Here is a 23,536-nt window from a genome sequence, read left to right on the forward strand (position 1 = left end):
CTCATCTCAGCGGACCGGCGACGGAAACCGTATCCTCCGCCGTCCGGCCACGCCGGCTCGGGTCATACATGTTCTCGACGCTCGCGGCCGGGCGCACGAAGGTGCCCGGCGAAACGGCGCGCACGATATAGGCGAAGCGCCAGGGGCCCGTCTCGCCTTCGCTCTGATTGACGGCGGCGAGGAAGCGATCGGCGCGGAACTCGGTGTGGGCGGCCTCGCCCGTGAGTTCCAGCCAATCGAGGCTGGCGACGTCGCCGCCGCGCAGGATCGCCGGATTGTCGATCTCGAAGCCCGCCGGCAGCGGATCGTCGATCATCAGGCGCGCCGGTCCGCCATCGGCCGGCGTCACCTCAATCACCGCGACCAGACGCTCGCCAAGTTCGACCACCGAAGGATCGGCCTCCTCGCCGTCGAGCGTAAACATGCTGCGCTGGATGGCGTAGCCGTCGTTCGAAGCCGGCGGCGCGACCTTCGGCACGCCGGCGAGAGTCACCGCCGCGCCGACCGAGGCGGCACCCCGATTTTCAATCTCGAGCCCCGACTTCACGTCCACCGCGTCGAAGGAGCGGGCGAACGGCCCATCATGGGGCTTGCCCGCGACGGTGAGCTTCGGCGGGTTGCTCTCGAGCAGCGCGTGGGCGGCGAGCAGCGACCAGGCGTCTTCCTGGGTCGAGGTTCGCCTTTGCTCCTCGCGGCGCTGATTGATCTTCTGGACGAGCCCGTCGAAGACAACCCCCGGAACCTTGGTTTCGAGGCCGAGGGTCAGGACCGCCGCCTCGTCGCGCAGCACGGTGCCATAATCGCCAAGCGCGCCCTCGGGCAGGCGGCGGTTGTCGCCCAGGCTCTCTCGGAAGAGGGTTTCGGCCCTGAGACGATCACCATAAAGCGCCAGCGCCGCCCCGATCTGCGCCTTCGACAGAGGCGTCGGCAGCGCCTCCGACTGGTTGTCCGCCGTATAGCGCAGGTCGCCGATGGCCGCCCGGCCGTTGCGGGCCAGCACGTAGTAGGCATAGGCCACCGGCCCCCAGTCGGGCTGATCGGGAAGATAGGCGAGGCTGTTTTTCAGATTGTCGAGGGCGAGCGTCATGCCCTCTTCCGGAACGGCGTATCCGGCTTCCTTCGCGCGAGTGAGGAAGTCGGTGACATAGGCATCCAGCCAAAGATCGCCGGAATCCGGGCGCCAGAGGCCAAAGGAGCCGCTGGACGACTGGTTGGCGAGTACGGCGGAGATCGCGTCGCCGACACGCTTGCCGACATCGACATTCTCACCGAGACCGGCCGCGAGGATCGTGCGGTCGAGATAGACCAGAGGCAGCGCGCGGCTGGTGATCTGCTCGGTGCAGCCATAGGGGTAGCGGTCGAGCGCGGCGACGACGCCGGCAACGTCGAAATCCGTCGCGCCCGAAACCGTGAGCGTTGCCGTCGCGGTGCCCGGCACGTACTCGGAGAAGAGCGCCGGGTCGAGCGACAGTGTTCCGCCATTGGCGGCCAGCGTCAGGCGGCTTTTCTCGATCGTCTTCGGCGCATTGGAGCGAACGTCGAGCGAGAACTGCTTGGTCAGCGTCTCGCCTCCCTCGACCGACAGCGTCAGCTCGAACGATGCATCGCCAATGGCCTTCGCCTTGATCGGGAAGAGCAGGCGCTCCCGCCCGCCTTCCTTGAGTGTCAGCGAGCGGGCGCCGTCATCGGAGAGCGATGCGGCCGCGCCGGCTTCCGAAAGCGTCAGCTCGGCGTCGCCCACCGGTCCCTCGACATGGGTCACGTCGACGGCGATCCGAGATTCGTCGCCGGGCGCCATGAAGAGCGGCCGACTGACCGAGATCACCACCGGATCGCGCACCAGCATGTCGGTGCTCGCCTCTCCGACGGCGGTCTTCGTCCAGGCGAGCGCCATCAGCCTCAAGGTGCCGTTGAAGTCCGGGATATCCAGGGAGACGTGCGCCTTGCCGTCCGCGCCCACCGTCACAAGGCCGGAAAACAGCGCGACGAGCTGATCCATCGGCGGCGGGCTCTCGTAGCTCGCGCCCGCATCGCCGCCGGAGCGCACCGCCCCCGGCGCCCCCTGCATCCGGTCGATAAGCTTGGAGTAGAGATCGCGGATTTCGACGCCGAGCCGGCGCTGGCCGAAATAGTGGTCGGAGAGCGAGGGCGGCGAGAACCGCGTGATGTTCAGAATGCCGACATCGACGGCCGCCAGCGTCAAATAAGCCGTCTCGCCGGCTTTTGCCCCGGAAACATCGACGGCGACATCGACGGTGCGGCGCGGCTCGATCTTGTCCGGCGCCTCGATCTTGACTGAGAGCGCTCGCTCGCCGGGATCGACAGCGGCATGGGCGAGACCGATGGCCCGTCCCGGCATGCGCTTGGCCGAAAGGTCCATCGGGCGATAGACGATCGCCGTGACATAGGCGCCAGGACCCCAGTCGCGCGTGACCGGCAGCTCCACATCGCCACCTTCGGCGGGAATGTCGACGCTCTTCGTCGCGACCACGCGCTCGTCCATCACCAGCACCTCGGCCTTTCCGGCAAAGCGCGGCTCGATATGGACGACGGCGGTTTCGCCCACCGCGTAGCGCGGCTTGTCGAGCGAGACCTTTGCCATTTCAGGAGTATCGAGCGAGGTCGCGGCGATGGACCAGCCCGCCTCGAAGGCGAGGCTCGCCGGAACGGCGGCGCCATTGGGATCGCGCACCACCAGCTCGTAATCGCCCCACTCAACCGGCAGGGAAAGCGATGCCGGCTGGTCGGTGGCGATCGAGAGCGTACCGCTCGCCACCCGTTCGGAAGAGCGGATCGGCTCGTAGTTCCACTGGCCGTTGGAGGAATACCACTGGAACCGGGTGTTGATCTTGTTGAGCACCCATTCGGCCTTGTCCAAGGCCGTGCGCTGCCCCTTGGCGTCGACGGCGATGAGGTCGAAGCCGGCTTGGCCGCCCTCTTCCACCGCGCCGGAGAATCTCGACTTGAGGCCGAGGCGCGCCTTCTGACCCGTCAGCGGCTGGTCGAGGGTGCGCTCCACTGGACGGCCCGCCGGGTCCATAACCCTGACCTGAAGCGACACTTGAAGGGGACGGGTCGTCGCCGGCACCTCGAACGGCATCAGCGAGACGGTAGCCTTGCCCTCTTCGTCGGTCGTCGCTTCCTCGAAGGGTTGGCGCATCGAGGTGGGTTCATCATCCGTCAGCCCGAACACGAAGCCCGGATAGCCCGAAAGCTCGCGGGTCGCCGTCACTACGGCCTCGCCGCCGACCGTGAGATTTCCGGCCGGAGCGCCGAAGAGGAACCGCGCTGCCACATCGACCGGCGAAGGCGCCGCCGGATCAAGGGTTTCAGCTTCGGCGGTAAGATCGAAATCGAGCTTTTCGGGCTCGAAATCCTCGACCACGAAGGTCTTCTCGGCGAGCGCCGGCCGCTTGGGATCGGTGAAGAGCTGGAGCTTCCAGACGCCGCGCTGCGCATTTCGAGGAACGTCGAAGGCGAAAGCGAAGCCGCCGGCGCCGCCATCCTTCACTTGCCAGCGGCGATGCTCGACGCCGTCCGGCCGCGTCGCGATGGCCGTCAGAGTGAGGTTCTCCACCGCCCGGCTCTCGGAATCGCGCACAAGACCGGTGAACCAGGCGGTATCGCCGGCGCGATAGATGCCGCGCTCGGTGGTCAGGAACACGTCGAGCGGCCCGGCGGGCGCCCGGCCGGAAACGCCGCGATCCGTCAGATCGAAGGGAGCCGCGGTCAGGTCCAGGAAGACGAAGTCCTCGCCGTGTCGTGCCGTCAGGACCGCCGGCCGGTCGCTACCGGTGCCGTTCATCAGCCCGGCGGGGAGGCGCGCATGTCCCGCGCTGTCGGTCGCGATGGTGCCGAGCTCCCGATTGTTCGCGGCAATCAGCGTCAGCTGAACATCAGCCAGCGGATTGGCGCTTCCCAGCGAGCGGGCAAAGACGTGGAAGCCGTCGGTGGCGGAGAAGCTGACGAGGCCGATATCGCTGACGACAAACCACTGGGTCGCAACGGAATCCTGATACTGCGGACCGTTTTTCGCTTCCGCCGTCAGCACATAGACGCCCGGCGTCATTTCTGGCGCGATCTCGGCGACGGGAATCGCCGTCGTCACCTCCTGGTTCGCCTCGCGGGCGACGGTGACGTGCCCCTTCCAAACCGGGCTCGCGACATTTTCAGAGAAGTCGCTGATTTGCCAGGAGGAAAGCTGACGCAGGAACTGCCCATCCGTGATCACGCGCGAGAGCGCACGCTCGCCGACGCGCTGAACGGTCGCCTCGATCTCGTCGGTGTTGACGGTGACGACCGGAATTGTCGGCTTTCCGCCGGCGGGCAGCACATAGGCGTTGGTCGAGAAGCGCACGGAAGGATCGCGGTCGCGCACATAGATGCTGAGCTCGGCCTGCTTCTCCAGCACCTCGCCATCCGACGAGCGGATGCCGGGCCGCACCACCAGCCGGTAACGCTCTCCATGCTTGACGCCATCGACGCAGATCTGGTTGCCGCTCGCCGTCACCGGCAGCGTATCGCCGTCATCGACATGCACATAGTCGCCGGCCGTTTCCCCGGTGGTCAGGCTGGGCGCGAGGGTGTCTGAAAAGGTGAGGCAGAGGCGCGGCGCGGCGGCATTGTTGTCGACGGAATGATCGGTGATGCGGAAGCCGTGGCTGGCGACGGCCGCCTCCAGCTTTTCTCTGGTCTGCGAATCATCAGCGATGGCAATGCTTTGCCGATATATTTTGATCGCCGACTTCCAGTTTTCGGCAGCTTCATAGACTTCACCTAGAACACGAAGAGCAGCGGAGCGGTCGGCAGGCGTCTTGGCGGCAAGCGCGGCATTGACCGCCGCCGGTTCGCGCAGCGCGGCGTTCTCGCGCTGCTCGTCGTAATTCTCGGGTTGATTGGCAAGCGCGGCGTCCGCCAGCCCGCGCCAGGCGCGCGCGCTTTCGGGCTCGCGGCGCAGCACCTCGCGCCAATCGGCGATGGCGTCGGGATAGGCGAGCGCGGTGGAAGCTCGCTCCGTCAGTTCCTTGACAGAAAGGGCGGCCCTGTCCTGATCGCGGTCCTCGTCCGCGATTTGCACCCGGAGCTGCTTGGCGGCGTCGAGCACGGCCCGCGGCAGGAAGGCCAGATCGGCCTCGCGCTTCTCCATCGACGGCTCATCCGCCCCGTCCTCGGCGACCAGGCGCCCGGCGGTCGCGCCTTTGGCGCTCCGCAGTTCGCCGACTCCATCCTTGAGGAGGCACCAGCCGGTTTTCTCGTTCAGCGTGAAGGCCTGGCAGCGCTCGTCGCCGAAGCAGGCGGCGGTACAGCCATCGAGGTCGACGCCCTTCACGATATCGAGGTCATGGCCGAAATAATCGGCGCCGGGGGTGGTGACCACCTTGACCGGACGCCCAGCGGGATCGGCACCCTTGGTTGCGGCCGCATCCTTGGCAGTGGCCGCGCCTGACAACAAAAAAGCCGCCAGCAGCGGCAAGGCCAGAGCGAACTTTCCGGGTCTCGACAACCACGCCATGCCACCCTCCCTGACTGTTCGCCCGCCATCTTAAAGGGGCGGGATCAGGTGCGCCAGAGTGACGCGGAAACATGACAGGAGTTTTCCACGCCCGCCAGCGCGCTCGGAGCGCCCGCTGTTCAGCGAACGCTCCGTCATATCGTCAGGCCGGCTCCGAAGACGGCTCGCCGGCATCGTTGGATGCGGCTTCCGTCTCAGGCTTCTCCGGCCGGTGAATGCGGAACCAGGCGACGTAGAGCGCGGGCACGAAGATCAGCGTCACCAGCGTTCCGGCGATGATGCCGCCCATCATGGCATAGGCCATCGGGCCCCAGAACACCTCCCGCGCGATCGGGATCAGCGCCAGAGACGCTGCCGCCGCCGTGAGAAGGATCGGGCGCGCGCGCATCTGGCTGGCTTCGTAGACCGCGTCCCACGGGTGGAGGCCCTGCCCTTCCAGAATGTGGATCTGATGGACGAGGATGATCGAGTTGCGGATCAGAATGCCGACGAGCGCGAGGACACCGAGGATCGCGACGAAGCCCAATGGGGCGCCGCTGGGCAAAAGAGCGGCGACAACGCCGATGAGCCCGAGGGGCGCCGCCGACAGGACGATGAACATGGCCGAGAAGCTCTGCATCTGGATCATGATCAGCGTCAGCATCGTGAAGATCATGGCGGGCACGACAGCCGCGATCGGCCCCTGGCTGTCCTGGCTCGACTCGACCGTGCCCCCCACCTCGACATCATAGCCGCTTGGCAGCTCCTTGTTGAAGGAGGCGATCTTCGGCTCCAGATCCTTGGCGACGGTCGCCGGCTGGGCCGAGCCTCTGATCGCGGCCATGACAGTGATGGTGGGCACGCGGGAGCGGCTATAGACGATCGGGTCCTCATAGCCGAAGCCGTAGTTGACGAGGCTCGACAGCGGCAACGAAACCCCGCTCGCATTGACCAGCTGGAGGTTCTCGATGGCCGAGATGGAGTCGCGGTCGGACTGGCGCCCGCGCACCACGACGGGCACGAGATAGATGCCGTCGCGGATCTGGGTGATCGTTACGCCGTCGAGCACGGAGTTGAGCGCCGAGGCGATCTCCTTGGAGGTGATGCCGAGCTGGCGCGCCTTGTCCTGAAGGATCTCGACCTTGAGGACGCGAGCCGGCTCGTTCCAATCCATCACGATGTTGTCGAGGCGGTGGTCGGTGGCGAGCACGGCCTCGAGTTCGCGCGCCTTCGCTCGAACGACCTCGATATCGGGACCGCCGAGGCGATACTGGATGGGCCGTCCCACGGGCGGGCCAAGCTCCAGACGCTTCACGTAGACGTCCGTGCCGACGAAATGATCGCGCGAATAAGCGTTGATGCGCTCCATGACCCGCTCGCGCGCCTCCATGTCCTTGGTGACAAGGACGATCTCGCCGAAGAACGGGTTGGGCGCCCCCACGTCGAAGGCGAGGATGAAGCGCTCCGCCGAGCGGCCGACATAGGAGCTCCAATGGTCTATGTCGTCGTCGCCGACGAAGGTCTTCTCAAGCTCGTCCATCTGCGCCTTGGTCTCGGCGATGGTCGCATTGCGCCGCAGGGTGAAATCGACGATCAGCTCGGGGCGGTCGGACGTCGGGAAAAACTGCTGCTGGACGAACTGCATCCCATAGACCGAGGCACCGAACAGAAGCACGGTGATGAGGATGGTGGTGAAGCGCCACTTCATCCCGGTGCGCAGCAGCCAGCCGAAGGCCCGGCGAATGCGATGGGGCTTCTCATGATGCGCCTTCATCGTCTTCGGCAGCATGGTGACGCCGATGAGGGGCGCGAACAGCACGGCGACGATCCACGACAGGAGCAGCGAGAGCGCCAAAACCTGGAAGAGGGAGAAGGTGAACTCGCCCGCCATCGACCGATTGAAACCGATGGGCAGGAAGCCCGCGACGGTGACGAGCGTGCCCGACAGCATCGGGAAAGCGATGGACGTCCAGGCGAAGCTCGCCGCCTTCTCTCGGCTGTCGCCGGCCTCCAGCCGCGACACCATGGTTTCGATGGCGATCATCGCATCGTCGACGAGAAGGCCAAGGGCGATGATCAGCGCGCCCAGCGACACCCGCTGAAGGGTGATGCCCATGATCTCCATGCCGATGAAGGTCAGCGCCAGGACGAGCGGAATGGCCAGCGTCACCACGAGGCCGGCGCGCAGGCCGAGACTGACGAAGCTGACGGCGAGAACGATGATCACCGCCTCGGCCAGCGAGCGCGTGAAGCCGCCCACCGCCTCCTCGACCACCGCCGACTGGTCGGCGACCTGATGAATTCCCACACCCACCGGAAGCTCGGCCGTAACCTTGCGCATCTCCTCCTTCAGCTCCTCGCCGAAATCGAGGATGTTGCTGCCCGTCTTCATGCCGACGGCGAGGCCGATGGCCTGCTGGCCGTTGTAGCGGAAGAGGTCCTCGGGCGGGTTCTGATAGCCGCGCGTGATGGTGCCGAAATCCGAGAGCCGGAAGAAGCGATTGTTGATCCTCAGATTGACGTTTCTGAGGCTCTCCTCGGAAGTGTATTGGCCGTTGGTGCGCACCAGGATGCGTTCCGGGCCGGACTGGATGACCCCCGAGGGAACGATGGCATTCTGGGCTTGGAGCGTGGCGATGATCTGCTGCTGATCGAGCCCGAGCGCGGCGATCTTGCGCAGCGAGAATTCCAGATAGATGACCTCGTCCTGCGCCCCGACGAGCTCGACCTTTCCGGCGTCGGGAAGCTGGATGATGCGTGTTCTCACGCCCTCGACATAGTCCCGCAACTGGCGCTGGCTGAGACCGTCAGCGGTGAAGGCGTAGATGTTGCCGAACACGTCGCCGAAATCGTCGTTGAATGAGAACCCCTGGAACTCGCTGGGAAATTCCGGGCGGATATCATTCATCATGTTGCGCACCCGCACCCAGGTGTCGCGGATGGTGCGCGCCGGCGTCGTCGGCAGAAGGTTGACGAAGATGACGGTGCGGCCCGGCGTCGTGATCGAGCGGGTGTAATCGAGAGAATCCAGCTCCTGGAGCTTCTTCTCGATGCGATCGGTGACCTGCTCGGTCATTTCCTTGACGGTGGCGCCGGGCATGGCGGCGGACACCACCATCGTCTTGATGGTGAAGTCGGGATCTTCCGCCCGCCCCAGGTTGAGGTAGGACATCGTGCCCGCCAAGAGCGCCGCGATCATGAAGAACCAGATCATCGAGCGATGATGGAGCGCCCAGTCGGAGAGATTGAACGACTTCACGACGGCTCTCCCGACAGGGTCACGGCCTGGTTTTCCTCCAGGCTATGGACACCGGCAATCACCACGGTCTCGCCCTCGTTGAGCCCGGAAACCACTTCGACGACGTCGCCACGCCGCTCGCCCAGCGAGACCTTGCGTTTCTCAACCGTGCTCGCCTTGGGCGGCACGACCCAGACATATGCCTCGCCGCCCTCCTCCAGCACCGCCGTTTGCGGAACACGGATCAGGTCATCGCTGGAGCGCACGGGGAACGCGCGGATCAAGGCCCCCAGGCGAAAGCCCGGCGGCGGCTGGTCGAGCAGGATGCGCACCCGGTTGCTGCGGGTCGCGGCATCCGCTTCCGGCGCGATCTCGCGAACGCTGCCTTCGGTCGCCATCGTCGGGTCGGTCTGAAGGCGGACGCGGAAGCGATCCGCAACCTTGATCCCGTCCAGTTCGTCCGTAGGAATATCAACGACGGCCTCGCGCACGTCGGTGCGCGCGATCGTCATGACCGGCTGGCCGGCGGCGGCAACCTCGCCGACATCGAGCGAGACCTGCGTGACCACCCCGTCATAGGGCGCGGTGAGAACGGCATAGGTGAGCGCATTCTCTGCTTTCGCCAGTTCGGCCTCGGCGCGCTCCAGCGCAGCATCCGCCGTGCTTTTCGATTGGTTGGCGGATTCGAGCTCGGCGGAGGAGACGGTCTTCTCCTCGAACAGCCGGCGCGCGCGCTCAGCGCTCGCGGCGGCGTTGTCGGCCTGCGCGCGGGCCGAGGCGACCTGCGCCTTCGCCTGCCGAACGGTAGCGGACAAGGTTTCGGCGTCGATCGCCGCGACCTCCTGGTCCTTCTTCACCTCCTCGCCGACATCGACGGCGCGCGAGACGATGCGCCCGAGCGTGCGAAAGGCGAGGTTCGTTTCGTAGCGGGGCGCGATGGTACCGCTGAAACCCTGCTCGTCGGTGCTTGAGCGCGCGGCGGTGGTCGTCAGCACGGGCCGGGGCGGCAGCGGCTCATCCTTCGCCTCCTCGCGGCAGGCGGCCAGCGACAGAAGCGCCAATCCGGTGAAGAAGCTCGTCACGGAACGTCGCATCACAGCGCCTCTTCCTTCGGTTCCACCGCCTCGCCGGGACGAAGAAGCTGCGAGCCGGCCGCCACAACGCGATCGCCGGAGGCAAGGCCGGAAACGATCACGATATCCTTCGAGTCGTAGCGAGCGATCACGACGGGCTTCAGCGACACGGTGTTGTCGTCGGCGACCACCCAGACGGCGGGCTTGCCTTGGTCGGCCATGAGCACCTGCCAAGGCAGCACGATGGCGTCCTCGACAGGATCGCTCATCGCGTGGCCCATCACCGCCGCGCCCAGCGTCATGCCCGGCGGCACCTCATCGAGCGCCACCTTGACGATCACTGTGCCCGTCGCCGGGTCGATCAGCGGCGACACTTCCCGGACGTGGCCGGTCGTGTGAACCGTGGGATCGGCCACGAGCGCAAGATCTATGGTTCGAATGCGGCCCGAGGCTTCCGCCTTCGTCACCAGCTGCTCCTGGACATGAAACACGGCGTCGCGCGCACCGTCCTGAGCAAAGCCGAACACGGTCTGGGCCGCGCTCACCACCTGGCCCGGCTCCACCGAGCGGGTTGTGATGATGCCGGCGGCATCGGCTCGAAGCACTGTGTCGGAGAGCGCGGTGCGCGCCGTCTCAAGCTCGGCCTTGGCGGCATCGAGCGCCCCTTGTGCCTTCTTGACCGCCTCCTCGGCGGAATCATAGGTGGAGCGGGTGGTGTAGCCGCTCTTCAAGAGGGCGCTCTGGCGATCGAAGTTCGACGTCGCTTGGCTGAGCTGCGCCTCGGCCGAGCGAACAGCCGCCTCCGCCGCCGCGACATCCGCCTGCTGCTGGGCCGGATCGAGCCGCGCGAGCTCCGTTCCCTTGTCGACGTGATCGCCCACATCGACCATGATTTGGTCGACTCGACCTCCGGTCTTGAACGAGAGGGAGGCGCTGTCGCGTGCCGCGATCTCGCCCGTGAGGGCGATAGTCCGCTGGTAGGGTCGTTCCTTCACGGTAACGACGGAAACCGGCCGTGGCGGGCGTTGGCTGAGAGGCTGCTCGTCGCTGCAGGCCGCCAGAAAGAGCATTGCCCCGAGCCCCAGAAGAATCGGGATGGTCGGATGTGCGCGCAAGGAGGGCGCTCCATATAGTTTGGCCAAGAAGATGCTTTATATTAAAGCTAATTAACGAACGGTTCGCAAGCAGGGAGGCGGAACATGGACGAGAAGCCGGCTTTTCAGGACGTGCAGCGCCTTTTTCATCGCGCCGTGCGCATGGTCATAGCGCGGGATCAGGAGTTGGCGAGTCGGCGCGGCTTGGCGCTGAAGGACCTCGCCTGCCTCAGCTTTCTGGAAATGAGCGGAGAAGAGGGCATGTCGGTCAGCGCGAAAATGATATCGCAGCATGTGGCGCTGACCACCGGCGCGACCACCGCCTTGATCGACCGCCTGGAGCGGGAGGGCTATGTCGCGCGGCGACCGAACGCGGCGGACCGCCGGGGTGTGACCATCGAGCTGGTCGGCGACAAGGCGCGCACGGTTCTGGAGGAGAACCGCGACCTGCGCGAGGCGCTTTGCACCACGTGGAAAGAGGCACCGGCCGAGGACGTCGCCGCCGTCGTGCGTTTCCTCACCGCGGCGCTGGAGCGGGCGGACGCGCCAACTGGCGAGGAAGAACGAGAGCGCTGGTTCAGCCCCCTAGTCGAGCAGCCCCACAGCGCCCCCGCCTCACGCCCCCATCAGCGCATTCAGGACGACGATCCAGGCGCAGAGGACAAGACCGCCGAAAAGGACGAAGGTCCCGTTCCACTGCCAGCCGACACGCAGGGGCGGAACGCCGCCGAGCCGCCCGACGAGCAGCACCGTGGCGGTGAAGGGCGAGGTCGCGCCGCTCAAGGCCCAGCCCGCCGTGATGGCAAGGACGATGACGCTCGGCGCGATGCCAAGCGTGGTCAGACTCCCCAGCATCGGCCCGAGCAGGGTGACGGCAAGGATAGGATTCATGCCGAGCTGGCCGGTGAGCGGGATGAGCCATACCACCAGGACGAGGGCGACGGTCGGCGAAAGGGCGCCGAAGGAGAGACCGCCGGCAGCGGCGAAAGGTGCCAGCAGCGCGCCGCCGAGTTCGCCGATGACGCCCGCCATTACCAGCAGCACCACTTCCGAAACGTAGGACGGCAGATCCCGAACCACGTAGGCGCCCGCATACTCGACCACATGGTCGAGGCCGGTGCCGCTTCGCCCCATTCCCTGGAGGGTGAGCCAAAGGAGGCTGAGGATCGGCACCACCAGCATGACGATGGCCGTTACCGCCAGACCAGTCATCACCTCGATCGTTCCGGTGACGGCGCCCAGGATGACAAGAAGCGCGAGAAGCGGATAAAGGTCGCGCCAGGAGCCTGATATGGAACGGCGTGCGGCGCCCGCCGGGCGCGGCGTCGAGAGCTTCGGCTTGACGATGGTGTCGAGCAGCCAGCCCGTGGCGCCAAGAATGACGGAGCTCACCAGAGCCGGAGCGGCCGTCGCGCTCCAGCTGGCTCCTGGAACAACGGAGGTGGAGATGGCCATCGAGAACGCCAGCGGCGACCAGCACAGGCTGGTGCAAAAGCCGCGCTGGATGGCCAGAAGCATGCGCCGGTTGCGGATGGCGCGGACCTCGGCGTTCTCCTCCTTCTGGTTGACGGACTCGACCAGCCCGCCCAGCAGGGTGATGGAGCCATAATTGAGAATGAGCGCGAAGAGGTGGCCGCCGGCCGTCAGGGCGGCGTAGCGCCGGCCCGGCGGCTGTTGGGCGAGATAAAGGCCGCAGCGCTGGACCGCTGGCGAGTAGGCCGAGGGAATGCGCAACGTGGCGAGCGCCACGAAGAAGGAGGCGATGAAGACGCCACGCCCGACCGCGTTCTCCAGCGTCCGACGCCAATCGGGATCGATGACGATGGTGCTCGCAGCCAGCGCGAGCGCCACGGCGACAAAGCCAAACCGGGTCGCGGAGAGGCGGGGCAGAGCAAGGCAGATCAGCACGACCAGAAGGATGCCGCCCGCCACATCGAACACCGCCCCGCCGATCCACGCGGACAGGATGCCGAACACCATGATCGTGATCTGGATCAGTCCAAGGCTGGCGGATATGGCGGCGCGGCGGTCATGAGGCATACGGGAACGCGATCTCAAGGTGCGATGACGAGAGGGGTGCCGGACCGGAACCCAAGAAAGGGCAAAAAATGGCGCGACGGCCGCCAGGACTATGCCATCGAGCCATCGGGCGCCACCTGCGAGGAGAGAGGGAGGATCGCGCTCCTCCCCCGTTTGTCAACGCTGGACGATCTCCGGCCCGAACATGGCGTTGGGCAGGGCGGTGGAGAGCGCCGGGATGTACGTCACCATGATGAGGAAAAGGAAGAGCACGGCGACGAAGGGCATCGCCGCCTTCACCACCTGAACCAGGCTCATGCCGGTAATGCCCGAGGTGACGAAGAGGTTGAGCCCGATGGGCGGCGTGATCATGCCGATTTCCATGTTCACGACCATGATGATGCCGAGGTGGATGGGGTCCACTCCGAGCTGGATGGCGATGGGAAACACCACGGGCGCGACGATGAGGAGCAGGCCCGAGGGCTCCATGAACTGGCCGCCGATGAGCAGCAGTACGTTCACCGCGATGAGGAAGGTGAACCAGTTGAAGCCGATGCCGATCATCCAGTCGGTGATGATCTGGGGCACCCGCTCGGCCGTCAGCACGTGGGCGAAGAGCAGCGCGTTGACGATGATGAACATCAGCATCACCGTGACCTTGGCCGAGTCGACCAGCACCTTGCGCGTGTCCTCGTGGAAGAGGGTGCCGAGCGTGTGGCGAAGGCTGAGTCTCACGGCCCGTGCGAAGATCGCGGCGCCGCCGGCGAAGCAGGAGCCGGCATTCGCGCCGATCTCGCCGCCACGAAGACGGACGTAATAGAGGGCTCCGGCAAGACCGAGGGCAAGGCCTGAAACGATCGTAAGCCAGGGCGCCATGACGGAGGGTGCGAGCAGGAAGAAGACGGCGAACCACGTAATGATGAGGCTCGTTCCATAGATCGCACCGGAAAAGCCGATGCGCCCCTCTTCGGGATCGGCCGGCTCGAACCACGAGACGCCCTTCATCGGCCCCATGTCGCGATAGACAAAGAGGGCCGTCCAGAATGAATAGACCGCCGCCACCGCCGCAGCCTCGGTCGGCGTGAAGACGCCGCCATAAATGCCGCCGAGAATGATGACGATGAGGAAGAGGCCGAAGCCCGCTTCCTTGCCCGCATCGATGATCTGGCGAACACTCTTGCGCGGCTCGGCCGGCAGCCCCTTCATGCGCGCGACGATGTAGATCAGCCCCATCAGCATCGCGCCGGCCAGGAGGCCAGGGACGACGCCCGCCATGAACATGCGCCCCACCGAGACATTCACGGAGGCGGCGTAGACCACCATGACGATCGAGGGCGGGATCAGGATGCCGAGCGTTCCGGCGTTGGCGATGATACCGGCGGCAAAGCTCTTGGAATAACCGACCTGGACCATGCCGCTGATGGCGAGGGTACCGATGGCGACGACGGTGGCCGGCGAGGATCCGGAGAGCGCGGCGAAGAGCATGCAGGCCAGCACCGCCGCGATGGCGAGACCGCCACGAATATGGCCGACCACAGCGACGGCGAAGCGGATGATGCGCCTGGCCACGCCCCCGGTGGACATGAAGGACGAGGCGAGAATGAAATAGGGAATGGCCAGCAGCGTATAGTTCTGCGAGGCGGTGAAGAGCTGCTGGGCAACGGACGAGACGCTGTCGTTGGAGAAATAGGCGATGATCAGCGTCGAGGAGAGCCCGAGCGCCACAGCGATCGGCACGCCGAGAAACATCAGGCCGAGAACGAGGCCGAGAAGGATGAGCGGTTCCATCGTTATCCTCCCTCAGCGCCCGGTCGGCCGGCCGTCTTCCGGCCGATGTGGTCGATGGCGAGCGTCATGCGCCTGTTTCTGCTCTGGTGTCTCAGCGCTTTCAGCGAAGACCTCGTCGAAAGGTTCTTCGCCGGGCTCATGGTCGGCCAGCGCGCCCCGGTTCTCGGCGACCAGCTCCTCCGCCTCGTGGCTGGCGACCACCAGTTCGCGCTTGCCGGTGGCGATCTGCCAGAAGGCCTGGGCCGAGCGCAGGGCGAGAAGGCCGAGGCCGACCGGCAGCATCAGATAGGCGACCCAGCGCTGCACCCGCTCCTGAAGCCCGAACGTGTCCTGCATCCAGAGGGGATAGCGCAGGTCGTCGAGGCCGAACGGTCGCTTCCACAGAAGCAGCCAATAGTCATAGGCCCCGCCCCGCGCCTGCGCGCCGAAGAGCTGGAGCCAGTCGGACTTGATGAGGATCACGGCGTAGGCGAGCGTCGCCAGCGCGCCGAAGAGGCCGAAGACCCGGACCACCGGTTTCGGGAAAAGGCGCACCACGGCGTCGACGCCGAGATGGGCGCCGATCTTCAGGCCATAGCTCATGCCGAAGAGGATGAGCCAGGCAAAGAGGATGCGCGTCAGCTCCAGCGCGCCGCCCCACCCGGAATTGAATCCGTAGCGGGCGATGACCTGGGTGAACGAGATGATGGTGATGGCAGCCATCAGGATCGCGAGGACATTCTCCTCGAAACGATCGACGGCCTTGTTGAAACGCGCCATGCTCGCTGGCTCCTCCAGTGCGTTCCGGGCGAAAATCGAGGCAACCGGCGCATTCCATCGCGAGCGGCCAATCCCATGGGCGAGAAGCCGTTCGCGGTCTATCCGCCGGTCTTAAGGATGCATAGGCAAAGGCCGCCGGCCCGATGAATGGCCGGCGATCCATGAGCGAGCCGCCTCTTGCGGCAGCGCGATGCGGGCGGGGAGCCCCCGGCCTACTTGTTGTTCGAGGCCACCGCCGCGTCGATCAGGTCCTTGCCGATGTCGCCCTCGAACTGGGTCCAGACCGGCTTCATCTTGTCGACCCACGCCTGACGCTGCTCCGGCGTCAGTTCACGTACCTTGGAGCCGGCGTCGATGATGTTCTGGCGGTTCTTCTTCTCGATCGCCGCGACATTGTCGTTGGCGTTCTGCGTGACTTCATTGACGATCTTCAGGAACTGGTCGCGAACGTCGGGATCGAGCCCGTCGAGCCAGTCGGTCGACGTCACCAGCAGGTAGGCGAGGAGCTGGTGGTTCGTCTCGGTGATGCCGTCCTGCACCTCAAAGAACTTCTGGGTGTAGATGTTGGACCAGGTGTTCTCCTGTCCGTCGACGACGCCGGTCTGGAGCGCGCCGTAAACCTCGTTGAAGGCGAGCTTCTGGGCCGAGCCGCCCAACGCCTTGATCATCGCCTCGGCGACGTCCGACGTCTGGATGCGATACTTCAGACCGCTCGCGTCCTCGGGCATGACGAGGGGCTTGTTGGCCGAGAACTGCTTCAGGCCCGACGACCAGTAGCCGAGCCCCTGGAAGCCGGAATCCTGCATCACGTCCAGAAGGCCCTTGCCGGAATCCGACGTGATGAAGCGATTGACCGCGTCGAGGTCCTGGAACAGGAACGGCAGGTCGAACAGACGATATTTGAGGGTGTAGGGCTCGAACTTGGCCAGCGAGGGCGCGGCGAGCTGAACATCGCCGAGGAGCAGAGCCTCCATGACCTTGTCGTCGTCATAGAGGGTCGAGTTCGGGAAGACCTGCATGCACATCTTCCCGTTCATCTCCTCGTTGACGCGTTTGGCGAGAAGATTGGCCGCATCCCCCTTGGGATGGCCCGTGCCCGCGACGACGTGGCTGAACTTGACGACCGTCTCGCCGGGGTCGCAGCTTTCCTGCGCCAGAACCGGCGACACGAAGAGAGCAAGAGCGGCCGTCGACACGGACAGAGCGAAAAGCTTCATTGGATCAATTCCTCCCATTGGATCCTCCAGAACAGCGGGTGGAACCACCCGCGCCCGCTTCAGGAAGAGCAAGAGGTGTGCCAAGTTGCCGCAGTTCGCGGGAGGCGACGCGTCGGCAGCCTTCTGCGGCGGAACGTCGTCGATGAGGAGCATGACAGCCCCATCCGATGTGTAGATGACGACACATTGCAACCGGCGATGGGTCGCGTTCTACCCTTCCGCGCCCTCGATACCAAGCCGCCGCATCTTGTCGTAGAGCCCCTTGCGGGAGATCTGAAGACGCTCGTAAACCGGCTTGAGCCTGCCCTCGCTCCTCTTCAGCTCCGCTCGAATTTGGGCGCGCTCGAAATCGTCGACCCGCTCGGCAAGGCTGCGCTCGTCCATCCCCGGCGCCTCGCGTGGGCGTGGCGCGTCTTCCGCGATGCGATAGAGCCCGAGGACGAAGCGGTCGGCGACGTTGCGGAGCTCGCGGACATTGCCCGGCCAGTCATGGGCCAGAAGGCGGGCCTCCATCTCCGGCGTCATCTCTGGGATCTCCCGCCGATAGCGCGCCCTCGCCTCCCGCGCGAGATGGAAGAAAAGCAGCGGAATGTCGTCGCGCCGCTCGCGCAACGGCGGAATGTGGAGATTGGCGACATCGAGCCGATAATAGAGATCGGCGCGGAAGCGGCCCGACGCGCTGGCCGCCGCCAAATCCTCCTTGGTGGCGGCGACGAATCGCACGTCGACGCCGATCGACCTGTTGGAGCCGAGCCGCTCGATGCGGCGCTCCTCGATCGTGCGCAGCAGCTTGACCTGAAGATCGAGGGGCATGGATTCGATCTCGTCCAGGAAGACGGTGCCGCCGGCGGCATGCTCGATCTTGCCGATGCGCTGGCGGGCGGCGCCGGTGAAGGCTCCCGCCTCGTGACCGAAAAGCTCGGATTCGATGATGTCTGCGGGCAAAGCTCCGCAGTTGATGGCGACGAAGGGCTTTTCAGCGCGCTCCGAGAAGTCGTGGAGGGCCCGCGCCACGACCTCCTTGCCGGAACCCGTTTCCCCGTGGATGAGCACGTTGGCGTCGGTGCCCGCCAGCGCCGTGATCTCGGCGCGCAGGCGCTCCATCGCCCATGAACGCCCGACAAGGCGTGCGGCAAGCGCCTTCTGCTGGTCGAGCACGTCGCGCAGCGCCCGGACCTCCAGCACCAGCCGGCGCTTTTCGAGAGCGCGGCGACAGGCGATGAGCAGCCGATCCATGGCGAAGGGCTTCTCGATGAAGTCATAGGCGCCGTCGCGCATGGTCTCCACCGCCATCGGCACGTCGCCATGGCCGGTGATCACGATGACCGGCAGCGCCGGATCGATCTCCAAAGCGCTGCGCATGAGGCTCGCCCCGTCCATGCCCGGCATACGAATATCGGTGACGATGATGCCGTTGAGCGAACGCGTCACCCGCTCCAGCACCAGATCCGCGCTGGAGAACACCTGAACCGCGATGCCGGCAAGCTCGAAGCTCTCGCCAATGCCCTCGCGAAGGTCGGGATCGTCATCAACGAAAAGAACGGTCGGCGGCTGGCGGGGCGCGGTCATGATGCGACTTTCACTGTCATGCTCTCTGTTGGCAAGGTCGCGCCTCCGCCCTTCAGCCTCACCTCGAAGCGGGCGCCGCCCTCCCTGCCCTCGCCCACCGCGATCGAGCCGCCGAATTCGGCGACGATGCTGGCGACGATGGAAAGGCCGATGCCGAAGCCCTTGCCGACGCCCTTGGTTGTGAAGAAGGGATCGAAGATCGTCTGGCGCATCTCCGGCGAAACGCCGGGGCCGTTGTCTTCCACGAAGAGGAACGCCCCCTCCTCATCCTCTCCCCAGGCAATGCGAACGCGCCCGTCCTTCTCCTCGGACACGGCATCGATGGCGTTGGCGAGGAGGTTGACCACGACCTGCGTCAGCCGGATGCGGCCGCCCTGAACCGCGACTGCCTTTTCCGGCCGCTCGATCTCGAGCGCGATGGCAAGCGTCCGCGCGCGCGGCCGCATCATGATCAGCGCCTCGTCGACGACGACCGCAAGCGGAACCGACGTCACGCTCTGATCCGGCGGCCGGGCAAAGCTGAGGAGCGTGCGGGAAAGCTCACCCGTGCGGCGGATCATCTCCTCGATCTTGCCGAGGTTGCGGGTCGCGGCCTCGGAGTTGCCCCGCTCCAGAAAGCGCTTAGCGTTGTCGGCGAAGGCCTGGATCGCCGTCAGCGGCTGGTTGAACTCATGGCTCAGCGTCGTCGCCATCTGCCCGATCGCGGCGAGCTTGGCGCTCTGCACCACCTTTTCCTGGGCGGCGCGCAGGTTTCTTTCGGCCTCGGCCCGCTCCTCCACCTCGCGCGCCAGCTCACGCGTGCGGTCGCGAACCCGGCGCTCCAGGCGCAGCGTGGCGGCGCGCTCGCTTCTCATGCGCCGCAGTAGTGCGTCCCGCCGCATGAGAATGAAGAGCGCGACAAGCGCGACGAGGCCGAGCACCAGCGCGGCGGCGCCGCCGCCGATCCAGAAGGTGAGCCGCGCCGGCGCGACGTCCACCAGCACCGACAGCGTCCAACCGAGCAGCGGCAGATCGCGCGATGCCTCGACGAAGGGATGCTCGCGCCCATCGGGGCTGGCGAGGAAGACCTCGTCGAGATCGTGCGCCGGCAGAACGGCGGTTGCTCCCCGCCCCGGCTGCAGTCGCCAGTCCGGCACGTTGGAGATAAGGATACGCCCCAGCTCGTCGGTAACGAAGATGGGGTTGCGCGACAGCGACCACGTCGCTTCCAGGCTGTCGAGCGGGACCGCGACGGCTACAAGGCCGAGTAGCCTGTCGCCCTGCCAGACGCCGCTGGAGAAGAGATAGGCCCGCTCGCCGGCACTGTCGGTCACGGAGGCGCGGCCAAGCCGGTGCTGGCGCGCCGCCTCGAACAGCGAGGCGGGCACCGCCGGCGCAGGTCGATGCGGCGCGGCGTGGGCGAAGACCGCGCCGGTGCTGTTGACGAAGAGCACATGCGGAGCGCCGGAAAGCCCCTGCACCTCCAGAGCCATCGCGGCGGCTTCCACATCGCGTGATGCCTGCTCAGGCGCGGCGAAGAGGTCGGCCACATCCCGCCGGCGGGCCACCAACGCCGGCACGAGACGGTATTTCTCGAAGAGTCCGGTGAGCACTTCGGTCTGGATCGCCAGCCGCTCCTCGGCCTCGCGGCGCAGCGAATCCAGCACGCGAGCGCGTGAGGTCATGGCGGCGGCGAGAACGAGAAGGGCGCAGACGACAACAAGCACCGCGACGGCCCATCGGCCGGCGCGGCGGCGTATCCTGCGCGACGTCTTCGACATTCCTCCCATCACGCCTTTGGCATTGCGCAAAATGCGAAGACTGGCAAGGGCTTGAGCCGCCACTGCGCCTTTTCGTCAGCGGCTCGTCCACCGTCATAGCCCCAGCGTGTTGGGGTCGGCGTTAGCGGCGACGGCCGCATCGATGAAGTCCTTGCCGATTTCCCCCTCGAAGCGCGTCCACACGGGCTTCATCCGATCGGTCCAAGCCTTCCGCTGGGCGGGAGAGAGAACGCGAATGCGAACGCCGGCGTCGACGAGACGCTGACGGTTCCGCGCCTCCGTCTCGGCGACCTTCTCGTTCGCAACGGCCGTCACCTCGCTGACAATCGTGAGGAACTCCTCCCTCACATCGGGTCTCAGACCCTGCAGCCAAGCGGCCGACGTCACCAGCAGGTAAGCGAGCGTCTGGTGATTGGTTTCGGTGATGCCGTCCTGCACGGCGTAGAAGTCCTGCGTTTAGATGTTCGACCAGGTGTTCTCCTGGCCATCGACATCGCCGACCTGAAGGGCGTGGAACACGCTCTCGAAGGGGGTCACCTTCGCCTTGGCGTCGAGCGCATCGATCATGGCCGCGGCCACGGCGGAAGGCTGGATTCGGAAGGTCATGTTCCTTGCGTCATCAGGCAGAACCAGGGGTCGCATGGCCGAGAACTGCTTGAGTCCCGACGCCCAATATCCGAGCCCCTGGAAGCCGGAGCCGCGCATGGCCCCGAGCAGCTGCTTTCCGCCGTTTGAGACGAAAAACCGGTTCACGGCGGAAAGGTCCTGAAACAGGAACGGAAGATCGAAGATACGGTATTTGCGGGTGTAGGGCTCGAGCTTGGCGAGCGAGGGCGCGGCGAGCTGCACCTGCCCGGACAAGAGGGCGCCCATCACCGCCTCGTCGCTGACGAGCGAACCGTTGGCGAACACCTCCATGCACATCCGGCCATTCATCTCCTCGTTCACCCGGCGGGCGAGAAAATTGGCGGCATCCCCCTTGGGATGGCCGACGGCGGCGACGACATGGCTGAACTTGACGACAATCTCGCCCGGATCGCATTCGCCCTTGGCCAGGGCGGGCGCGGTCAAGAGAGCGAGGGCGGACAGGCAAAGCGCAGCGAGCTTCATGAAATTCCCTCCTCTTCGTTCTCCGCACGGGCAAAAATCGCCCGCCTTCACGAGAGCGGAAGAGTCTGGAAATCCTGATCGGAAAGCCGCCGCGGGCTTAAACGCGTGTGGCTCGACACCGCTCCGAGACACCACGCTAAGCCCCGGCCCCGCGCCAAAAGCTTACAATCAACGGTAGCTTTTTTCGCGAATCGATTGAATGACCGTAACGACGCGCCCCGCTCGGTGAGCGCTGCGACAAGGGGGCGGCTTGATCCGTCCTCCTCGGCCCGAATATTAGTTGACCATGACTTTCCTATTATCCCCGCACCGCCTCTCAGGCATCCGGCCCTTTGGCGCCCAGAAGCGCCGTCGCCTCTCTTGCGATGTCGCCGGGGCGGTGCTCGCCGGCCATACGGGCGCGGATGACACCGTCACGGTCGAGAATGAAGGTCGTCGGGAAGACGCCGACCTCGAAGCGCTGGGAGGAGAGGTTGAGCGCGTCCATCGCCATGGCGAAATCGATCCCGTTGTCGGCGATGGCGTCATCCACGGCCTTGCGGTTGCCGCCGGTGTTGACGAGGAGCACGTCGAGCCCCTCGGCGCCATAGCGACGCCTCAGCTCGACCAGTTCCGGCATCTCCTTCAGGCAGGGCGCGCAGCCGCCGAGCCAAAAGCCGAGCACCAGCACCTTTCCCTTGTAGGCATCGAGGCCGTGATCGGCGACGCCGATCGGGTCCTGCACCGCCTCCAGAGCCAGGGACGGCGGATGATCGCCCACCTTCACGCCGGTCGCCGTCTCGCCGGCGTCGCTGCATGCGGCCAGAGAGGTCAACGCCGCGAGCGCGACGACACCGCCCACGCAATTCCTCAACGCTCCAGCCGAGAAAGCCATCCCTTGTCCTTTCGTATTCGCGGCGCCGCCGCCGCGCTGTTCATCGCTGTCTTGGCTGTTCCCCTCCCCGCCCTGGCGGACGAGGATGGCGCGGAGCTTTTTCGCTCCACCTGTGCCGATTGCCACGGCGCCAAGGGCGATCAGCGCGCCCTTGGCCAGTCGCGTCCAATCGCGACGCTCGATGCCGCGACCATCACCGAGACCCTTATCGCCCGCCGCGCCGCTCCCCGCACCATGCAGGATCGCGTCAAGGCGGCGCTCACCGACGACGAGGTGAAGGCCCTAGCCGACTACGTTTCCTCTCTCGGCGGTGGGAGCTGAGAGAAGCGGTCCGATCTTCTCGCCGAGGGCCTTCTCGTTGAGCGGACCGTTGACGCGCTCGATCAACCGCCCCTCCCCGTCGATCAGGAACGAGGTCGGCGCGGCCAGCACGTTGTAGCGCGCGCTGGTCAGGTCGAGCCGATCCGTCAGGAGCGGCATGGACAGGTCCAGCCGGCGCACTGTGGCGCGCACGACGTCTTCCGACTCGCCCATATTGATGGCGAGGATGGCGACGCCCTTGTTCTGGTTGGCGCGATAGAAGGCGTCGAAATCCGGAAGCTCCGCGAGGCACGGTCCGCAGCTCGCCTGCCAGAAGTTGACCAGGACGACCTTGCCCTTGAGATCCGCGAGGCGAACGGTGGAGCCGTCGAGGTCCGTGGCAACGATCTCCGGCGCCGTCCTGTCGCCGTCCGGCTGGCGCAGGGCTTCCTCGCGCTTGTCGTCGCAGGCGGCAAGCAGCACCAGCGCCCCGAGGGCCAGGGAGAGGGCGAGCCGCCTCATGCCTTCCTCCCGTGCTCCAGGCGCAGGATGCGGTCCGCCTGCCGGCCGAGCGCCGGGTTGTGGGTGACGAGGACGATGGTCCGTCCCTCTGCCCGCAGGCTTTCCAATAGCTTCATCACCCGGCGCTCGTTGTCGGCGTCGAGATTGCCGGTCGGCTCGTCCGCGAGGATGAGCGCCGGCGCGTTGATCAGGGCGCGGGCGATGCAGACGCGCTGCTGCTCGCCGCCCGAAAGCTGGGACGGCAGATGGCCGGCGCGCTCGGCCAGCCCCACCCGCTCCAGTGCCTCCAGCGCCTCGTCGCGATCAGCCACCGAGTGATAGTGCTGGGCGAGCATGACGTTCTCGACCGCCGAAAGGTAGGGGATCAGGTGGAACTGCTGGAAGACGAGGCCGATCTTCTCGCGGCGGATGACCACCCGGTCCTTTTCCGTGAGGTTCGCGGTCTCGATGCCGTCGAGGCGATAGGAGCCGGAGGTCGGCGCGTCGAGCAGCGACAGGATGTTGAGCAGCGTCGTCTTGCCCGAGCCGGAAGGGCCCATGATGGCGAGGAACTCGCCCTCTCCGACACGGAAGGTCACGTCGTCCAGCGCCGCGACCTGGCCGAAATGGCGGGAGAGCGCATCACAGCCGATCACCTCGCGAGACGGGTTCGGGATCGGCGCGCTCGTCGTGGCGGCATCGTCGGAGACGGCGGCGAACGCCGTTCCATCCATGGGAGCCAT

Annotated in this window: 14 protein-coding genes and 2 pseudogenes; 2 read left to right on the forward strand and 14 right to left on the reverse strand. The window is 66.0% G+C overall.

Going from position 1 to position 23,536, the window contains the following annotated elements; all coding sequences use genetic code 11:
• Position 1: 1 nt before the first annotated feature.
• From B5D38_RS03440 to B5D38_RS03455, 4 genes are all read right to left on the reverse strand, one after another.
• A complete protein-coding gene (locus B5D38_RS03440; RefSeq protein ID WP_078706952.1) occupies positions 2 to 5,512 on the reverse strand; it encodes an MG2 domain-containing protein in 5,511 nt (1,836 codons plus the stop codon).
• Positions 5,513 to 5,654: 142 nt separating this feature from the next.
• A complete protein-coding gene (locus B5D38_RS03445; protein WP_078706953.1) occupies positions 5,655 to 8,750 on the reverse strand; it encodes an efflux RND transporter permease subunit in 3,096 nt (1,031 codons plus the stop codon).
• Complete coding sequence (locus B5D38_RS03450) at positions 8,747 to 9,823, reverse strand: efflux RND transporter periplasmic adaptor subunit (RefSeq protein WP_078706954.1); 1,077 nt, start codon at positions 9,821 to 9,823, stop codon at positions 8,747 to 8,749. The genes B5D38_RS03445 and B5D38_RS03450 overlap by 4 nt, the downstream gene beginning before the upstream one ends.
• A complete protein-coding gene (locus B5D38_RS03455; RefSeq protein ID WP_116002559.1) occupies positions 9,823 to 10,917 on the reverse strand; it encodes an efflux RND transporter periplasmic adaptor subunit in 1,095 nt (364 codons plus the stop codon). The genes B5D38_RS03450 and B5D38_RS03455 overlap by 1 nt, the downstream gene beginning before the upstream one ends.
• Before the next feature lie 141 nt (positions 10,918 to 11,058).
• Between B5D38_RS03455 and B5D38_RS22820 the strand changes: the two are divergent.
• Positions 11,059 to 11,277 (forward strand): annotated as a pseudogene (locus B5D38_RS22820) (MarR family transcriptional regulator); the annotation flags it as partial.
• 234 nt (positions 11,278 to 11,511) lie between these two features.
• Here B5D38_RS22820 and B5D38_RS03465 read toward each other — a convergent pair.
• The 8 genes and pseudogenes from B5D38_RS03465 to B5D38_RS03500 form a co-directional block, all read right to left on the reverse strand.
• The gene (locus B5D38_RS03465) at positions 11,512 to 12,936 is read right to left on the reverse strand and encodes a hypothetical protein (protein WP_245318773.1); all 1,425 of its coding nucleotides are present in this window, start codon (positions 12,934 to 12,936) and stop codon (positions 11,512 to 11,514) included.
• Positions 12,937 to 13,092: 156 nt separating this feature from the next.
• Positions 13,093 to 14,703 carry a TRAP transporter large permease gene (locus B5D38_RS03470; protein WP_078706955.1) on the reverse strand — a complete coding sequence of 537 codons (1,611 nt, stop codon included), beginning with the start codon at positions 14,701 to 14,703 and terminating at the stop codon, positions 13,093 to 13,095.
• Between the two features lie 12 nt (positions 14,704 to 14,715).
• On the reverse strand, positions 14,716 to 15,462 hold the full coding sequence (locus B5D38_RS03475; RefSeq protein WP_078706956.1) for a TRAP transporter small permease: 747 nt from the start codon (positions 15,460 to 15,462) through the stop codon (positions 14,716 to 14,718).
• A 212-nt stretch (positions 15,463 to 15,674) separates the two neighbouring features.
• Complete coding sequence (locus B5D38_RS03480; protein ID WP_078707115.1) at positions 15,675 to 16,679, reverse strand: DctP family TRAP transporter solute-binding subunit; 1,005 nt, start codon at positions 16,677 to 16,679, stop codon at positions 15,675 to 15,677.
• A 210-nt stretch (positions 16,680 to 16,889) separates the two neighbouring features.
• Complete coding sequence (locus B5D38_RS03485) at positions 16,890 to 18,248, reverse strand: sigma-54-dependent transcriptional regulator (protein WP_078706957.1); 1,359 nt, start codon at positions 18,246 to 18,248, stop codon at positions 16,890 to 16,892.
• Positions 18,245 to 20,008 carry a sensor histidine kinase gene (locus tag B5D38_RS03490; protein ID WP_165690777.1) on the reverse strand — a complete coding sequence of 588 codons (1,764 nt, stop codon included), beginning with the start codon at positions 20,006 to 20,008 and terminating at the stop codon, positions 18,245 to 18,247. The genes B5D38_RS03485 and B5D38_RS03490 overlap by 4 nt, the downstream gene beginning before the upstream one ends.
• A gap of 93 nt (positions 20,009 to 20,101) precedes the next feature.
• Positions 20,102 to 21,118, reverse strand: a pseudogene (locus B5D38_RS03495) (DctP family TRAP transporter solute-binding subunit).
• A gap of 316 nt (positions 21,119 to 21,434) precedes the next feature.
• Entirely contained in the window at positions 21,435 to 21,992 is a 558-nt protein-coding gene (locus B5D38_RS03500; RefSeq protein ID WP_078706959.1) for a TlpA family protein disulfide reductase, read from the reverse strand.
• A 3-nt stretch (positions 21,993 to 21,995) separates the two neighbouring features.
• Here B5D38_RS03500 and B5D38_RS03505 point away from each other — a divergent pair, with 3 nt between their 5' ends.
• Complete coding sequence (locus tag B5D38_RS03505; RefSeq protein WP_207552879.1) at positions 21,996 to 22,313, forward strand: c-type cytochrome; 318 nt, start codon at positions 21,996 to 21,998, stop codon at positions 22,311 to 22,313.
• Here B5D38_RS03505 and B5D38_RS03510 read toward each other — a convergent pair.
• Together B5D38_RS03510 and B5D38_RS03515 are read right to left on the reverse strand one after the other, a co-directional pair.
• On the reverse strand, positions 22,275 to 22,814 hold the full coding sequence (locus tag B5D38_RS03510; protein WP_078706960.1) for a TlpA family protein disulfide reductase: 540 nt from the start codon (positions 22,812 to 22,814) through the stop codon (positions 22,275 to 22,277). The two genes, B5D38_RS03505 and B5D38_RS03510, sit on opposite strands and share 39 nt — an antisense overlap.
• Entirely contained in the window at positions 22,811 to 23,536 is a 726-nt protein-coding gene (locus tag B5D38_RS03515) for an ABC transporter ATP-binding protein (RefSeq protein WP_207552880.1), read from the reverse strand. The genes B5D38_RS03510 and B5D38_RS03515 overlap by 4 nt, the downstream gene beginning before the upstream one ends.

Origin of the sequence: Consotaella salsifontis, assembly GCF_900167365.1 — a bacterium.
GTDB lineage: Bacteria > Pseudomonadota > Alphaproteobacteria > Rhizobiales > Rhizobiaceae > Consotaella > Consotaella salsifontis.

Coding starts and splice junctions, on each gene's coding strand:
- B5D38_RS03475 (WP_078706956.1), bottom strand. CDS start 15,462: ATGGCGCGTTTCAACAAGGCCGTCGATCGTTTCGAGGAGAATGTCCTC.
- B5D38_RS03500 (WP_078706959.1), bottom strand. CDS start 21,992: ATGGCTTTCTCGGCTGGAGCGTTGAGGAATTGCGTGGGCGGTGTCGTC.
- B5D38_RS03490 (WP_165690777.1), bottom strand. CDS start 20,008: ATGTCGAAGACGTCGCGCAGGATACGCCGCCGCGCCGGCCGATGGGCC.
- B5D38_RS03510 (WP_078706960.1), bottom strand. CDS start 22,814: ATGAGGCGGCTCGCCCTCTCCCTGGCCCTCGGGGCGCTGGTGCTGCTT.
- B5D38_RS03465 (WP_245318773.1), bottom strand. CDS start 12,936: ATGCCTCATGACCGCCGCGCCGCCATATCCGCCAGCCTTGGACTGATC.
- B5D38_RS03440 (WP_078706952.1), bottom strand. CDS start 5,512: ATGGCGTGGTTGTCGAGACCCGGAAAGTTCGCTCTGGCCTTGCCGCTG.
- B5D38_RS03480 (WP_078707115.1), bottom strand. CDS start 16,679: ATGAAGCTTTTCGCTCTGTCCGTGTCGACGGCCGCTCTTGCTCTCTTC.
- B5D38_RS03515 (WP_207552880.1), bottom strand. CDS start 23,536: ATGGCTCCCATGGATGGAACGGCGTTCGCCGCCGTCTCCGACGATGCC.
- B5D38_RS03485 (WP_078706957.1), bottom strand. CDS start 18,248: ATGACCGCGCCCCGCCAGCCGCCGACCGTTCTTTTCGTTGATGACGAT.
- B5D38_RS03470 (WP_078706955.1), bottom strand. CDS start 14,703: ATGGAACCGCTCATCCTTCTCGGCCTCGTTCTCGGCCTGATGTTTCTC.
- B5D38_RS03450 (WP_078706954.1), bottom strand. CDS start 9,823: ATGCGACGTTCCGTGACGAGCTTCTTCACCGGATTGGCGCTTCTGTCG.